Consider the following 14,332-nt stretch of genomic DNA (forward strand, 5'->3'; position numbering starts at 1 on the left):
CGAGACCGGGTTGGCGCTGGGGGCCTTGTCGCTGTCGCCGTGGTGCAGCTGCACGTGGGTGAGCTGGTTGAACCGGATCAGGTGGGCGTTCTTCGCGCCGTGGTTGACGTAGAACGCGACCCGCAGGCTCGGCACCAGCGCCTCGTCGAGCGCCTTCAGCGTGGGGCAGAGGACCACCGGCGCGCGGGTGGCGGCGGCCACCGCGGGCAGGAGCTCCGGCTCGCGCAGCACCACCACGAACGGGCGGCCGATCCGTTCCAGGTACGGCAGCCACATGGTGACCTGGTACTCCGAGCCGGGCGGCGCGGAGAAGTGCAGCACGAACTCGGGCTGGTGGCGGCGCAGTGCCCGGCCGACCGGGCCGCCTCCGGCGGGCGGCCGGAACCGGCGTCGGGCGAGGTCCAGCGCGACCGCCCCGCATCCGGCGCCGACGAGCAGCGCGGCGACCAGCGCCGTCCAGGCGGGCAGCGTCAGGGCGGCGGCGAGCGCCACCACGGCGAGCAGTACCAGCAGCGCGTCGCCGAGCCGGGCGGCGACCACGGGTGTCCACGTGCGGACCGGCAGGTTCGCCGCCCGGATCTCCAGTGCGCCGGCCTGCCGCAGCGGGCCGACCAGCAGCACCAGGCCGAGCAGGACCAGCGCGGTGGCGGCGAGCGCCGGGTCGAACCCGTCGTCGAGGCGCCGGGCGTAGCCGACCAGGATGCCGGCGGCGACGAGCACCGTCTCGGCGAGACCGTCGGCGGACGGCCGGACCCGGCGCTCCCAGGCGGTGGCGGCCAGCGCCGCGACCGCCAGGGCCAGGCCCCAGCCGGTGGCGCCGGTGAGCGCCACGACGAGGAAGGCCAGCACCGCCAGCCCGGTGGTCAGCCCCCGGGCGAGCAGCTTGCGGACCAGGTCACCACGCATCTGGTACGTCCCGTCGGGTTCAGGCGTCGGCGGACAGCTCGGACCGGTGCGGGCCCGGCTGCGCCGGTACGGCGGCCACCTGCTCGCCGGGGGACCGGCGCACGTCGACCACCTGGCCGGTCAGGTCGGAGATCAGCACGTCCAGGGACGCCTGCGCGACCGCCTCGGAGGAGAGCAGCGTGTGCTCCGGCTCCTCGCCGAACGCCCGCGTCCGCATCGGGGTGGCGGTGCGTTCCGGGTTGACGCAGTTGACCCGTACCCCGAACTCGGCCCACTCGTCGGCGAGCGCCTGGGTCAGGTTGACCAGCGCGGCCTTGGTGGCCGAGTAGAGCGCGTAGCGGGCCCGGCCCCGGGTGTAGGAGCTGGACGTGTAGAGCAGCAACTGGCCCTTTGTCTGCTGGAGGTACGGCAGGGACTGGCGCGCGATGGTGACCGGCCCGACGAAGTTGACGTGCAGGAGACGGTCCATCGTCTCGGAGTCCATCTCGGCCAGCGCGCCCTTCTCCAGGATGCCGGCGGTGACCACCACGTGGTCGATCCGGCCGGTGGCCTCGAACGCGGTCTTCAGCGCGGCGGCCACGTCCTCGGCGCGCTCGACGTGCGTGCCGGTGGTGGAGCGGCTGAACGGGAAGACCTGGGCGCCGTAGCCGCGGGCCAGTTCGGCCAGGTCGTGGCCGATGCCGTAGCTGCCGCCGAAGACCACGATGGTCCGGCCGGTCAGCTCCTCGGCGTAGCTGCGGTGGTCGGTCAGCCGGGGCGCCTGCGCGGCGGCGAGCTGGAACAGCTTGTCGGCCAGGTGCACGTCGACCGGGTGGGTGACCTTGATGTTCTCGTCCGAGCCGTCGATCACCTTGATCGGCGTGCCGGGCAGGTAGCGCAGCACCACGCCGCAGTCGTCGGTGGCGGCGAAGTCGGGGTCGCCCTCGGCGCGGCGGTACGCCTCGCGGATGGTGCCGGAGCGGAACGCCTGCGGGGTCTGGCCGCGGCGCAGCCGGGAGCGTACCGGGATGTCGGTGATGCAGTCGTCCGCGTCGACCTGGATGATCGTGTCGGCGGACGGGATGGCCACGTCGACAGCCGAGTACGTCCAGAGCGCGTTGACGCACTCGCGCACGATCCGGGCGCTGACAAGCGGGCGGACCGCGTCGTGGAAGAGGATGTTGACGTCGCCCTCGCCGACCGCGTCGAGCGCGATCCGGGTGGTGTCGTTGCGGGTCTCGCCGCCCTCGATCACCTTGGTGACCTTGCGGAAGCCGGCGTCGGCGACGATGCGCCGCGCGTCGTCGACGTGGCCTGTGGCCATCAGCACGATGATCTCGTCGATCTCCGGCGCGGCCTCGAAGACGGCGAGGGTGTGTTCGATGATCGGCTTACCGGCGATCTTGAGAAGCTGCTTCGGGATGCCCAGCCCGAGGCGCGTGCCGGTCCCCCCGGCCAGGATCACGGCCACCGTACGCGCGGGGCGCCAGGGTGCCGGGCTCGCCGGCGCGGCGTCCGGTGCGGTGGTGTGGTCCTGCGTCATTGCCGTACCTCACTCTGGGTGAAAGGGGATGGATCCGAAAACCTTAACGCGTACGCCGGAGCGCACCGCTCCGGGCGGAACCCGGTGCGGTGCGCTCCAGGGCGCTACTTCTGGTTCTCGTACGCGTCGCAGACCTCCTTGGTGGGGCCGTCCATCTTCAGGACGCCGCTCTCCAGCCAGATGGTCCGCTCGCAGGTGTCCCGGATCGAGCCGATCGAGTGGCTGACCAGGAAGACGGTGCCGGCGCTGTCGCGCAGCTCGCGGACCCGCTGCTCGCTGCGGACCCGGAACTTGCGGTCGCCGGTGGCCAGTGCCTCGTCGATGAGCAGCACGTCGTGCTTCTTCGCCGAGGAGATCGCGAAGCGCAGCCGCGCGCCCATGCCGGAGGAGTAGGTGCGCATCGGCAGCGAGGCGAAGTCGCCGCGCTCGTTGATCCCGGAGAACTCGATGATCTCCGGGGCGATCCGCTTGACCTCCTCCGGCGGCATGCCCATGGCCAGGCAGCCGAGCACCACGTTGCGCTCGCCGGACAGGTCGTTCAGCAGCGCGGCGTTCACGCCGAGCAGCGACGGCTGGCCCTTGGTGTAGACGGCGCCGCGGGCCGGCGGGAGCAGCCCGGCGATGGCGCGCAGCAGCGTGGACTTGCCGGAGCCGTTGCTGCCGATCAGGCCGATCGCCTCACCCTCGTACGCGGTGAAGCTCACGCCCTTGACCGCGTGCACCTCGCGGATGTTCGGCGCCTTGGTGCGGGAGACGATCCGCTTGAGCGCGGAGACCGGGGTGGTGCCGCCGCTCGCGCCCTTGTGGATCCGGTAGATCACGTGCACGTCGTCCACCACCACCGTGGGGACGCGACCCGAGTCGGTCACCGGGCCGGCGTTCAGCGGCAGGGTCTGCTCAGCCACGGCCGTACTCCTTCTCTCCGCGCCAGAAGTAGACGAACCCGCCGATGCCCATCACGACCGCCCAGAACAGGCCCATCGCCCACAGCTTCAGCGGGGAGCTGATCAGGTTCGGCTGGTGCGAGTCGAGCAGCGCGTAGCGGGCCAGCTCGATGAAGACCAGCGGCGGGTTCCACTCCAGGATGTTCGCCGCCCAGTTCGGCAGGTGCTCGCGGATGAGCGCCACCGGGTAGAGCACGCCCGAGGCGTACAGCCAGGTGCGCATCACGAACGGCATGACCTGCTTGAGGTCGGTGGCCTTGGAGCCGAGTCGGGCCATCACCATGCTCAGCCCGACGTTGAAGATCGTCTGGAGCAGCAGCATGGGGACGATCAGCACCCAGCGGAAGGTGATCGGCTCGCCGGTCAGCAGCACGATCGCGGCCAGCACCACCATCGACATGAGCAGCTGCTGGAGCTGGACCAGCGTCACGGTGATCGGCAGCGCGGCCCGCGGGAACTGGAGCGCCCGGATCAGGCCCAGGTTTCCGGTGATCGCGCTGGTGCCGTTGGACGCCGCGGTCTGGGTGAAGATGAAGATGAAGATGCCGGTGCACAGGTACGCGATGAAGTTCGGCACGTTCCGGTGCTGGGCCAGGATCACGCCGAAGATCAGGAAGTAGACCGCCGCGTTGGTGAGCGGTGTCAGCACCTGCCAGAGCTGACCGAGCTGGGTGTTGCTCAGCGAGGAGGCGACCTTCGCCCGCGAGTACGCGGTCATGAAGTGCCGGTACGCCCACAACCTGCGGGCGTACTCGCCCAGGGCGGGTCGTTCCCCGGCCACCCGTAGCCCGTACCGCTGGGCCAGCTGGGCCCGGGTCAGTCCGGATTCGGGGTCGGCCACCGCGGTGTTGGCCATGTTCAGGCGCTCCGATCTTTCGTGCTGATGGGGAGCAGTGCGGTGAATGAGATCCAGCGTGGCCGGGCGGGGAGGAGCCGCCTCGCTGCTGCATGGAAGGTAGTCCACCGAACGTCGGGACGCAACCGTACCGTCGTTGCGCTACATTGTTCCACGTGACGACCGAGAAGAGGCGTGCCCCGGCCGGCGCGGCGGTGCTGCGCGGGGAGATCACCAGTGCCATCCGCGCCGCCGTGATGCAGGAGTTGGCCGAGGTGGGCTACGGTCGCCTCTCCATCGAGGCGGTGGCCCGCCGGGCCGGTGTGAGCAAGACCGCCATCTACCGCCGCTGGCGTTCCAAGCTCGACCTGGTGCTGGACATGGTCTCGGCGGTGGCGGGGCGGAACATCCCGCTGCTGGACACCGGCAGCCTCCTCGGTGACCTGGAGATCCTGCTGCACGTGATGGCGCGTGCGTTGCGTCACCGGCTGGCCGCGCAGATCATCCCGGACCTGCTGGCCGAGGCGGCCCGCAACCCGCAGATCGCGGAGAAGCTGCAGGCCGCCCTGGACGACTACCAGCAGGCCATCGGCCGGATCCTGATCGGCCGGGCGGTCGAGCGCGGTGAGCTGTCCGCGGACACCGACCGGCGCGCCGCCGTCGATCTCATCGTCGGCCCGGTCTACTGGCGGATGGCGATCTCCCGGGCCCCGCTGGAGCCCACCGAGGTGCCCCGGATGGCGGCCGCGATCGTCGCCGCTCTGCGGGTAGCATGCGTGGGGCCTGTACGCGACGAGGTGGAAGTCTGAACCCCGGGCCGCCCCCGGAGGGCCGTCGTCGATCATGAACAGAAGGTCACATCCGGTCGGACAATCAGTGCAACCCGTTGGTTTTCCCGACAGACCGGTACCATCCCCCGAAATGTCTCTCATGAACCACGCGTCGACAGGAGGAAGCCCCATGGTCGGGCCGCATCCAGAGTTCATTCCCCCCGCACGGCCGATCATCGGCGAAGCCGAGATCGAGGCGGCCGTCCGGGTGCTGCGGAGCGGCCGGGTCGTGCAGGGCCCCGAGGTCGCCGCGTTCGAGGAGGAGTTCGGCGACCTGGTCGGCGGCCGGCACTGCGTCGCCGTCAACTCCGGCACCTCCGCGCTCCAGCTGACGCTGATGGCGCTCGGCTTCGGCCCGGGTGACGAGATCATCGTCCCGTCCTTCTCCTTCGCCGCCAGCGGCAACGCGGTCCGGCTGGTCGGCGCCGAGCCGGTCTTCGTGGACATCGAGCCGGGCAGCTTCTGCGTTGACCCGGAGGCGGTCGCCGCGGCGATCACGCCGAAAACGGTCGCGATCATGCCGGTGCACCTCTACGGCCACCCGGCCGCGATGGACCGGATCATGGCGATCGCGCAGCAGCACGGCCTCGCAGTGGTCGAGGACGCCGCGCAGGCGCACGGCGCCGAGCTGAACGGCACCCCGGTCGGCGCGTTCGGCACCGCCGGCTGCTTCAGCTTCTACCCGACGAAGAACATGCACTCCCTCGAGGGCGGCATGATCACCACCGCCGACGCGGACCTCGCCCGGACCCTGCGGCTGCTGCGCAACCAGGGCATGGAGCAGCGGTACGCCAACGAGATCGTCGGCGCCAACATGCGGATGACCGACGTGGCCGCCGCCATCGGCCGGGTGCAGCTCACCCAGCTCGCCGAGTGGACCGAGCAGCGCCGCGCCAACGCCAAGTTCCTCGACTCGGCGATCACCGGCATGGTCACCCCGCCCGTCGCCGACGGCGCCAAGCACGTCTATCACCAGTACACCGTGCGGGTGCGGGCCGACCGGGACGCCGCCCAGGCCCGCCTCACCGAGCTGGGCATCGGCAACGCGGTCTACTACCCGACCCCGATCCACCGGCTCAAGCCGTACCTGAACGCCGACGGCAAGCCGGGCGCGTGGGACCTGCCGGAGACCGAGCGGGCCGCCGCCGAGGTGGTCTCGCTGCCGGTGCACCCGTCGCTGAGCCCTGCCGACCTGGAGCGGATCGCCGAGGGCGCGAACCTGGCCGGGGGTGCCCGATGAGCGGACGGAAGCTGCGGGCCGGCCTGATCGGCCTCGGCGCGATGGGCCGCAACCACGCCCGCGTGCTGTCCAACCTGGACGGCGTCGAGCTGGTCGGCGTGGTCGACCCGGCCGGCGACGTGACCGGCACGCTGCGCGCGCCCGTCGTGCCCGAGCTGAGCGACCTGCTCGCCCTCGGCGTCGACTACGCGGTGGTGGCCTGCCCGACGGCGCTGCACGAGCCGATCGGCATGGAGCTGGCCGCCAACGGCGTCTGCGCGCTCATCGAGAAGCCGCTCGCCCAGTCCGTCGACGCCGCCACCCGGCTGGTCGAGGCGTTCGAGAACGCCGGCCTGGTCGCCGGCGTCGGGCACATCGAGCGCTACAACCCGGCGCTGCAGAGCCTGCGCACCCGCCTGGAGGCGGGCGAGCTGGGCGAGGTGTTCCAGGTCGTGACCCGGCGCCAGGGCCCGTTCCCGCACCGGATCGCCGACGTCGGCGTGGTGATGGACCTGGCCACCCACGACATCGACCTGACCGCCTGGGTGACCGGCCAGCAGTACAGCTCGGTCGCCGCCCGCACCGTCTCGCGCAGCGGCCGGCTGCACGAGGACATGGTCGCCGTGGTCGGCCAGCTCGCCGACGGCACGATGGTCAACCACCTGGTGAACTGGCTCAGCCCGCTCAAGGAGCGGTCGACTGTGGTCACCGGTGACAAGGGCTGCTTCGTGGCCGACACGCTCACCGCCGACCTGACCTTCTACGCCAACGCCGCCATCGACACCGAGTGGGAGGCGCTGCGCGCGTTCCGCGGCGTGGCCGAGGGCGACATGGTCCGCTACGCGATCCCGAAGCGGGAGCCGCTGCTGGTCGAGCACGAGCGCTTCCGGGACGCGGTCGAGGGCAAGCAGAGCGACATCGTCACGCTGCGGCAGGGTCTGCGTACCGTGCAGGTCGCGGCCGCCCTGCTGGAGTCGTCCGCCGACGGCAAGGTCGTGTCCGTCGCGGCCAGCGGCAGCGACGCGGAGCCGGCACTGCGATGAGCCCGGCGCCGGTGCGGCGGACGGTCTCCGCGGTACGGCGGCGGATTCCCCGGCGGTGGCGCATCGCGCTCCGCCGGGCCGCCGCCGGCGCGCGGCCCTGGCAGACCCCTTCGGTACGCGAACTGTGTGAACTCCCCGCCGGCACGCCGCTGCCGGTGCACGCCGGCGGGATCACCGGCGACCGGGCGCTGGACGGCGTGCTGCGCGCGCTCGTCCGGCTGCCCGAGTTCCACCTGGCGCTGGCCTGCGACGAGGCGGAGCGGGCGTCGGCCCAGGACCTGACCCGCCGCGCCGGCAAGGCGCGCCGCCGGGTCCACGTGGTGCCGCGCCCGCGTACGGTGACGGCCGCGTTCCTCGCCCCGGCGGACGTGGCGGTGTTCGGGTTCGACCCGGACGCCGGTCTCGACCTGCTGGACACCTACCTCGCCGCCGGGCTGCGGGTGGTCGCCGCCGACAGCCGGGTGACGCGCGAGCACCTGGCCCGGCACGGCGGCGGCGAATGCTTCGCGCCCGGCTCGCTGCCCTCGTTCACCAAGGCGGTGGAACGGGCCCGGCAGCGCGGCGGCGACGAGGCATCTCCCGCGCAGGAGCCGCCGGTCGCGCCGATCGAGGCCGGCACGCCCGGCCCGTGGCGTCCGCTCGGCGCCGGGCCGATCCGGCTGGGGCTGGGCACGGCGAACTACGCCGGGCAGCTCTCCGCCCTGGCGGTGGCGATCACACAGCCCGCGCCGACGTCGGCGTGGAACTGGTGATGGCCAAGCCACCGGCCACCTACCGCTACCCGGCCGACCGCTACCTGAACTACCCCGGCGAGCACCGGCTCGACGTGCAGATCGCGCGGGCCGAGCGGGTGCTCGGCTGGTACACCCACCTGATCGTGGACGCGTTCCGTCCGGTGCTCGGCCGGGCCAACGGCGACGACATCGCCGCGGACCTGCCCGCGTTGCGCCGGGCCCGGCTCAAGGTCGCGCTGCTGGCGCACGGCAGCGAGATCCGCCATCCGGGCGCGCACCTGGAGCGGCACGCCGAGTCCGCGTTCCGGGACGCCCCGGCGGACCTGATCGGGCAGCTCACCACAGTCGCCGAGCGGAACCGGCGCACCGCCGAGGAGAGCGGCCTGCCGTTCTTCGTGACCACCCCCGACCTGCTGGACGACGTGCCGTCCGCCACGTGGGCGCCGCTGATCGTCGACGTGGACGCCTGGGCCTGCGACCGCCCGGTGCTGGAACGCGCCCGGCCGGTGGTGCTGCACGCGCCGTCGAAGCGGTGGACCAAGGGCACCGACCGGCTCCTGCCCCGGTTGCAGGAGCTGCACGATCGACGGATCATCGAACTGCGCCTGGTGGAAGGGCTGCCGCACCACGAGATGCGGCGCCAGGTGCAGGAGTGCGACATCGTGGTCGACCAGCTGGTGATGGGCAGCTACGGCACCTTCTCCTGCGAGGGGATGGCCGCCGGCCGGGTCGTGGTGGCGTACCTCAGCGAGGGGCCGCACCGGGCCGCCGGGATCCAGCCGCCGATCGCCAACGCCACCCCCGGCACCCTCGTCAAGACCATCGAGTCGCTGCTCGACGACAGGCCCGCCGCGGTCGCCCTGGCCGCGGAGGGCACCCGTTACGTCCGTGACCACCACGACGGGCGGCGCACCGCCGAGGTCTTCGACGCCTTCCTCCGGTGACCCGCCCGACCACCACCCACGCCCGCACCGTCAACGAGGAGAAGCACCCGATGCAAGCTGGCGCTAACAGCGATGCCCGACCGACCCGGGGCCGGGTGGTGATGCTGGTCGACAACGGCGTCCACGGCGACTCCCGGGTGCAGAAGGCAGCGCGCTCGGCCGCCGACGCCGGCTGGGAGGTCTTCCTCCTCGGCATCCGCAACGCCCGCTCCGACGTGGACACCTGGCGCATCGGCGGCGCCGAGGTGCGGCTGCTGCGGGTGCCCAAGCCGCTGCACCGGCTGCCCCGGGAGTACAGCCGGTCGCTGCGCCGGCCGCTGGCGTACGCGTCCACCACCGAGGCCGCGTACCGGGTCCAGGAGATCAAGGCCTGGCAGGCCGATCTGTACGAGCGCCGCGTCCGCGCCCAGGCGCTGGGCGGCGGGCTTCCGGCCGCCGTGGGACGGGCGGCCCAGCTGCCGTCCCGCGCCGCCGCCACCGCGCTCGCCCGCTGGGTACGGTTCCGCAGCGGCGAGACCCGTCGGCTGCGCAAGGCGCAGACCGATCCGGAGGCGCTGTTCAGCCGCCTGCCCGTGCGGTTCTGGCAGGGGCTGCTGGGCGACCGCGCCTGGCGCCGGCTGGACCCGGGCCTGTGGGACTTCGAACTGGCCTTCCGCAAGGCGCTCGACGAACTCAAGCCGGACATCATCCACGCCAACGACTTCCGGATGCTCGGCATCGGCGCGCGGGCGACGCTGCGGGCCCGGGCCGCCGGCCGGCGGGCCAAGCTGGTCTGGGACGCCCACGAGTTCGTCGGCGGCATCACCGGCCGGGCCGACAACCCGCGCTGGCTGCCGGCCCAGATCGCCTACACGGCCGAGTACGCCGCCTATCCGGACGCGGTGGTGACCGTCTCCGACACGCTCGCCGACCTGCTCCAGGAGACCCACAACCTGCCCGACCGGCCGGCCGTGGTGCTCAACGCGCCGATGGCGCCGCCGGCCGAGGCCGACGGCGACGTGCCGGACCTGCGGGCGCTGTGCGGCGTGGACAGCCGTACGCCGGTGCTCGTCTACTCCGGCGCGGTGAACCCGAGCCGGGGCTGCCAGATCATGGTGGAGGCGCTGCCGGAGCTGCCCGACGTGCACGTCGCGTTCGTGACCATGAACCCGAACGGCGACAACCAGTTCTCCGAGGCGCTGCGGGAGCGGGCCGCCGAACTCGGCGTCGCGGACCGTGTGCACCTGCTGCCGTACGTGGCGCACTGGCAGGTGGTGCCGTTCCTGTCCGGCGCGGACGCCGGGGTCATCCCGATCCACCACAAGCCCAACCACGAGCTGGCGCTGATCACGAAGTTCCTGGAGTACTCGCACGCCCGGCTGCCGATCGTGGTCAGCGACGTGAAGACCATGGCGCAGACCGCGCGGGCCACCGGGCAGGGTGAGGTGTTCACCGCCGAGGACCGGGCCGACTACGTCCGGGCCGTCCGGGCCGTGCTCGCCGACCCGGAGCGCTACCGGGCCGCCTACGACAAGCCCGGCCTGCTGGAGGGCTGGACCTGGGAGGCCCAGGCCCGGATCCTCGACGAGGTGTACGGCTCGCTGCTGGGCACGCCCGCCGCGAGCGGGGCGCGTCCTCCGGCGTCCCGGCGTCCCGGCGACGAGCGGGAGTACGCGGCTACCTCGCGCTGACCCCCGGCACAGAACGATTCGGCCGGCTCCCCGTGTCGGGGAGCCGGCCGATCACGTGTACGCCGGTCAGCCGGACGTGGCCGGCGGCTCCAGCAGCAGCCGGTCGAAGTCCTTCTGCGTCACCGACCAGTCCCAGGTGCTCAGCACGTGCGACGCCGCGGCCCGGCCCGCCTCACGCCAGGTCTCCTCGGTGGCGGTGAGGGCCAGGATCCGCTCGGCGGCCTCCTGCGGCGTACCCACCACCCAGTCGCTCGGGAACAGGCTCCGGGCGCTGTGCGGGCGGCCGGCGAAGAACGGCCAGTCGCGCACCACGGGCACCGCGCCGCTGGCCGCGCCCTCGACGAGCGCACAGTGGAAGCTCTCCCGCAGCGAGGTGCTGAGGATGACCCCGACGTCGGTGAGCGCACCGGGGACGTCCTCGGTACGGCCGGTCCGCACCACCGCGCCGGACGGCTCCAGCTCGGCCAGCTCGGCGTCGAGTTCCCGGACGTAGGCCGTGATCGCCGGGCTGAGCTCCGGGTTGAGGTCGTCGCCGACCAGCTTGAGACGGTACCGCTCGTCGTGCCGGCGCAGCTCCCGCAGCACCGCCAGGGCCCAGCGCGGGTCCTTCGCCAGGGAACTCAACCCGACCAGCCCGAGCGTGAACCGGCTGTCGGCGGAGACCTTCGGCGCCACGTACCGGTGCAGGTCCATCGCGTTGCTGATCATGTGGGTCCGCGGGCCCTGCGGCGCGCGCAGCCGCGGCACCGCGGCCAGCGCCAGGTCGCGCAGGTGCTCGGAGACGAAGACCACGTCGTCCACACGCGACCAGTCGGTCAGGTGCGGCCACCAGCTGAACGCCTCGAAGCTGTGCAGGCGGACGATCACCCGGGTGGTGCCCGGGTCGATCATCGTCAGCATCGCGGCGCCGAGGTTGCACCAGTCCACGAAGACCGTGTCCGCCCACTCCAGGTGGGGGCCCCACGCCTCCTGGACCTCCCCGGCCCGCTTGGAGGCGCCGGCGAGCATGTGGAGCGTCACGTTGGTGCGGCCGTTGCTGAGCACCGGGAGGATCGACTCCTCCATCAGGTTCAGCCGGCGGACCTCCACCCCGGGCATCGCCTCGTAGCGCTCCAGGATCGGCCCGAGGAAGTTGTCGTTCAGCCCGGTGAAGAAGAGCATCCGGTGCGGCCGGCCGGCGGGCGGGAACGCCGCCGGGCTCTGCCGCCCGCGCGGCGTCGCCATCGCCCGGCCGGCCTCGCTGTTGTGCAGCGGCGCGAGGAACTTCTCCGGGTCCTCGGCCAGCGGCGAGGTGGTGCCGTCGAACTGCACGATCCGGTGGAACATCAGGTTGAACGCGCGCAGCACGTGCGGCGCGGCCTTGCCCGGGTTGCGCTTCTTGAGGAAGCCGTCGGCGAGCTTGAGCTGACCTCGCACCACTGTCATCAGGTGCTCGGGCACCTTGCCCTGGCTCAGTTCCGCGTCCACGATCGGGCCGAGGAGCTGCCCCTTGGTCGCCGGGCTCTTCAGCCGGCCCTGCGCCGCCAGCGCCAGCCGCTTCGCGCTGGCGCCGTGCCCGGTCTTGAGCATGTTGCCGGTGACCCGCCGGGCGATCTTGCCGCGGTGCCGCTCCGGCAGGCCGGGCGCCGTGACGGCGCCCTGCCAGAACCAGCGCACCGGGCTGAGCTTCATGGCCCGCTTGCCGGTGCTCATCTCGAACACCCGCTTCGCCAGGTCGACGGTCTGGTTGCGGGTGGCGCTCGCCAGCACGGTCGGGGCCGGGCCGACGGTGTTCAGCCGGGGTCGGCGGTAGCGCGCCGGGTCGGCGGACCGCTTCTCCACCGCCCGCAGCGCCGGGGCGATGCCGTAGACGGCGTCGGCCCGCCGGTAGCGCTGCGCGAGCTGCCAGACGGTGTGCAGGGCCTGCGCGTCGAGCGCGACCAGGACGTCGGCCCGCTTGGCGTGCCGGCGTACCCACGGGTCGCGCTGGGCGCGCAGCCACGGGCGCCGGGCCGGGGCCGCCCGCTTGACCGCCCGGCCGAAGCGGGGGCCCAGCTCGGTGGCGGTGGGCAGCAGGTGCACCTCGGCCAGCTCGGTCGCCGCCGGGATCTTCTCCACCGGGTCGAAGGTGGTGGCCACCCGTACGGTGACGCCCCTGTCACGGAACTGCTGAAGCGCGTCGGTCAGGACCGCCACCCGTCCGGGGACGGTGCCCATAACCATCAGGACCTCGATCATGACCTACCTTCTCGGGCCAGGACGCGCGCGCCGGCGGGGGAGGGCTGTGGGGTGCCGGCCGGACCGCCGGTGCCCAGCACCAGCTCGGTCACCTCCCGGACGGCGGGGATGAGCTGCTCCTCGCGGGCGTACTGCCGCGCCTCGGCGCGGGCCTTCTCCCGCTCGGCCGCGTCGGCGGTACGGGCCATCGCGGCGGCCCGCCGGAAGGCGCCGGTCAGCTCGGCCGGGTCCAGCCCGACCGCGCCGGTCCAGAGTGGATAGGTGGACAGCACCGTGGAGGCGTCGTGGTCGGCCTCGTGGGCGGAGACCACCGGCAGGCCGGTCGCCATGTACTCGTACACCTTGCCGGAGGTCATGTACCGGCCGCCGGTCACCATCAGCACCACCGCGTCCCAGCGGGAGTAGAGGTCCACCACCTCGGCCTTGGGCACCGAGCCGCCGACCAGCACGCCGTCGACGGCGGCGGCCCTGAGCAGCTCCGCGTGCGCGTTGTCGCCGCGCGCCCAGGCGGCGCCGATGTGGCCCCGCACCTCGAAGCGGGCGTCGGCCAGCGCCGGGTCCTCGGCGCGTGCCGTGCGCCAGCCCTCGAGCACGGCGCTCAGCAGCGGGACGGGAAGGTTCAGCGCGCCGAGGTAGCCGAAGGTCAGCGGCCGGTCCGGCGGGGCGGGGCGGACCTGGGCCGGGATGCTCGCCGCGTCGTAGCCGTTGCGCACGACCCGCATCTTGTGCGCCAGTTCCGGATAGCGCTCGCGGTACCAGCGGGAGATCGGCTCGTTGACGTTCCAGATGGCGACGGCGTTGGTGAGCAGCTTGATCTCCCACTGGCCGGAGACCGACTCCCGGGTGAACGCCTCACCGTTGTTGATCACGTCGACCGACCAGCCGTCGCGGAAGTCCACCACGTACGGCACCCGGTGCGTCTCCCACAGCTTCCAGGTCGCGGACAGGTTGACGTACGGCGCGCAGGTGGTCACCAGCAGGTCGACGTGCCGCTCCCGGTGGATCCGGAGCAGGGCCTTCTCCAGCGCCGGACGCCAGCCGCCGAAGACCGGCTCGGGAAAGACCTTGAGGTTCTGCTTGCGCAGGTCGGCCAGGTAGTCCTTGTGCGCCAGGGCACGCTGCTCGGTGAACGTGCGGATGTCGGTCTCGAGGTCGTCCCGGAACAGCGGCAGCTTCACCACGCGCACGCTGGGATCCACACCCTGGGAGAGGGTGTGGTCGAGCCCGTACTCCCGTTCCCAGGCCTCGTCCGCGATGGTGACAGCGGTCACGTCCCAGCCCGCGGCGGCGAACTGGTTCGCGGTCTCCCGCATGCGGTAGGCGCAGCTCTTGGCCGCCGGTGGGAAGCCGATCGCGAGGTAGACCATGTGCGGCCGGGACCCGGACCGTCGCGGCCGGGGGAGTTTCAACGAGTCCCAGAGAGTTCGCCCGTTGTTCATCGATTCCGATCCTGGGGAGGTGGGGAGAT

At 72.6% G+C, this 14,332-nt stretch carries 11 protein-coding genes and 1 pseudogene; 6 read left to right on the top strand and 6 right to left on the bottom strand.

The window, feature by feature from the left end; translation table 11 throughout:
- From ABD52_RS04325 to ABD52_RS04340, 4 genes and pseudogenes are all read right to left on the bottom strand, one after another.
- Positions 1 to 906 (bottom strand): annotated as a pseudogene (locus ABD52_RS04325) (CDP-glycerol glycerophosphotransferase); the annotation flags it as partial.
- A 19-nt stretch (positions 907 to 925) separates the two neighbouring features.
- Positions 926 to 2,428 carry a bifunctional cytidylyltransferase/SDR family oxidoreductase gene (locus ABD52_RS04330; RefSeq protein WP_013285258.1) on the bottom strand — a complete coding sequence of 501 codons (1,503 nt, stop codon included), beginning with the start codon at positions 2,426 to 2,428 and terminating at the stop codon, positions 926 to 928.
- Positions 2,429 to 2,532: 104 nt separating this feature from the next.
- Positions 2,533 to 3,333: an ABC transporter ATP-binding protein gene (locus ABD52_RS04335; protein ID WP_013285259.1), complete on the bottom strand. Its 801-nt coding sequence runs from the start codon at positions 3,331 to 3,333 to the stop codon at positions 2,533 to 2,535.
- Positions 3,326 to 4,228, bottom strand: coding sequence for an ABC transporter permease (locus ABD52_RS04340; protein ID WP_013285260.1), 903 nt, complete (start codon positions 4,226 to 4,228; stop codon positions 3,326 to 3,328). Before ABD52_RS04340 ends, ABD52_RS04335 begins: the two co-directional genes overlap by 8 nt.
- Before the next feature lie 155 nt (positions 4,229 to 4,383).
- Here ABD52_RS04340 and ABD52_RS04345 point away from each other — a divergent pair, with 155 nt between their 5' ends.
- From ABD52_RS04345 to ABD52_RS04365, 6 genes are all read left to right on the top strand, one after another.
- Entirely contained in the window at positions 4,384 to 5,016 is a 633-nt protein-coding gene (locus ABD52_RS04345; protein WP_013285261.1) for a TetR/AcrR family transcriptional regulator, read from the top strand.
- 151 nt (positions 5,017 to 5,167) lie between these two features.
- On the top strand, positions 5,168 to 6,277 hold the full coding sequence (locus tag ABD52_RS04350; RefSeq protein ID WP_047890854.1) for a DegT/DnrJ/EryC1/StrS aminotransferase family protein: 1,110 nt from the start codon (positions 5,168 to 5,170) through the stop codon (positions 6,275 to 6,277).
- Entirely contained in the window at positions 6,274 to 7,299 is a 1,026-nt protein-coding gene (locus ABD52_RS04355; RefSeq protein ID WP_013285263.1) for a Gfo/Idh/MocA family protein, read from the top strand. The genes ABD52_RS04350 and ABD52_RS04355 overlap by 4 nt, the downstream gene beginning before the upstream one ends.
- Positions 7,296 to 8,051 (top strand): hypothetical protein, encoded by a 756-nt coding sequence (locus ABD52_RS40605; RefSeq protein ID WP_235437334.1) that lies wholly within the window; start codon positions 7,296 to 7,298, stop codon positions 8,049 to 8,051. The genes ABD52_RS04355 and ABD52_RS40605 overlap by 4 nt, the downstream gene beginning before the upstream one ends.
- Positions 8,051 to 8,977 carry a hypothetical protein gene (locus ABD52_RS40610; protein WP_235437335.1) on the top strand — a complete coding sequence of 309 codons (927 nt, stop codon included), beginning with the start codon at positions 8,051 to 8,053 and terminating at the stop codon, positions 8,975 to 8,977. Before ABD52_RS40605 ends, ABD52_RS40610 begins: the two co-directional genes overlap by 1 nt.
- A gap of 50 nt (positions 8,978 to 9,027) precedes the next feature.
- Positions 9,028 to 10,647, top strand: a complete 1,620-nt coding sequence (locus ABD52_RS04365) for a glycosyltransferase family 4 protein (RefSeq protein WP_235437340.1) — start codon at positions 9,028 to 9,030, stop codon at positions 10,645 to 10,647.
- Positions 10,648 to 10,713: 66 nt separating this feature from the next.
- Here ABD52_RS04365 and ABD52_RS04370 read toward each other — a convergent pair whose 3' ends face one another.
- Together ABD52_RS04370 and ABD52_RS04375 are read right to left on the bottom strand one after the other, a co-directional pair.
- Positions 10,714 to 12,864 (bottom strand): glycosyltransferase, encoded by a 2,151-nt coding sequence (locus ABD52_RS04370; protein ID WP_041798948.1) that lies wholly within the window; start codon positions 12,862 to 12,864, stop codon positions 10,714 to 10,716.
- Positions 12,861 to 14,303, bottom strand: coding sequence for a glycosyltransferase (locus tag ABD52_RS04375; protein ID WP_013474735.1), 1,443 nt, complete (start codon positions 14,301 to 14,303; stop codon positions 12,861 to 12,863). The genes ABD52_RS04370 and ABD52_RS04375 overlap by 4 nt, the downstream gene beginning before the upstream one ends.
- Positions 14,304 to 14,332 lie beyond the last annotated feature (29 nt).

This window comes from Micromonospora sp. RV43, from assembly GCF_001029515.1.
Classification (GTDB): domain Bacteria; phylum Actinomycetota; class Actinomycetes; order Mycobacteriales; family Micromonosporaceae; genus Micromonospora; species Micromonospora aurantiaca.

Excerpts from the sequence above, each read along its gene's own strand:
- ABD52_RS04365 (WP_235437340.1), top strand. The coding sequence starts at position 9,028 with ATGCAAGCTGGCGCTAACAGCGATGCCCGACCGACCCGGGGCCGGGTG.
- ABD52_RS04350 (WP_047890854.1), top strand. The coding sequence starts at position 5,168 with ATGGTCGGGCCGCATCCAGAGTTCATTCCCCCCGCACGGCCGATCATC.
- ABD52_RS04330 (WP_013285258.1), bottom strand. The coding sequence starts at position 2,428 with ATGACGCAGGACCACACCACCGCACCGGACGCCGCGCCGGCGAGCCCG.
- ABD52_RS04355 (WP_013285263.1), top strand. The coding sequence starts at position 6,274 with ATGAGCGGACGGAAGCTGCGGGCCGGCCTGATCGGCCTCGGCGCGATG.
- ABD52_RS40605 (WP_235437334.1), top strand. The coding sequence starts at position 7,296 with ATGAGCCCGGCGCCGGTGCGGCGGACGGTCTCCGCGGTACGGCGGCGG.
- ABD52_RS04370 (WP_041798948.1), bottom strand. The coding sequence starts at position 12,864 with ATGATCGAGGTCCTGATGGTTATGGGCACCGTCCCCGGACGGGTGGCG.
- ABD52_RS40610 (WP_235437335.1), top strand. The coding sequence starts at position 8,051 with ATGGCCAAGCCACCGGCCACCTACCGCTACCCGGCCGACCGCTACCTG.
- ABD52_RS04375 (WP_013474735.1), bottom strand. The coding sequence starts at position 14,303 with ATGAACAACGGGCGAACTCTCTGGGACTCGTTGAAACTCCCCCGGCCG.
- ABD52_RS04340 (WP_013285260.1), bottom strand. The coding sequence starts at position 4,228 with ATGGCCAACACCGCGGTGGCCGACCCCGAATCCGGACTGACCCGGGCC.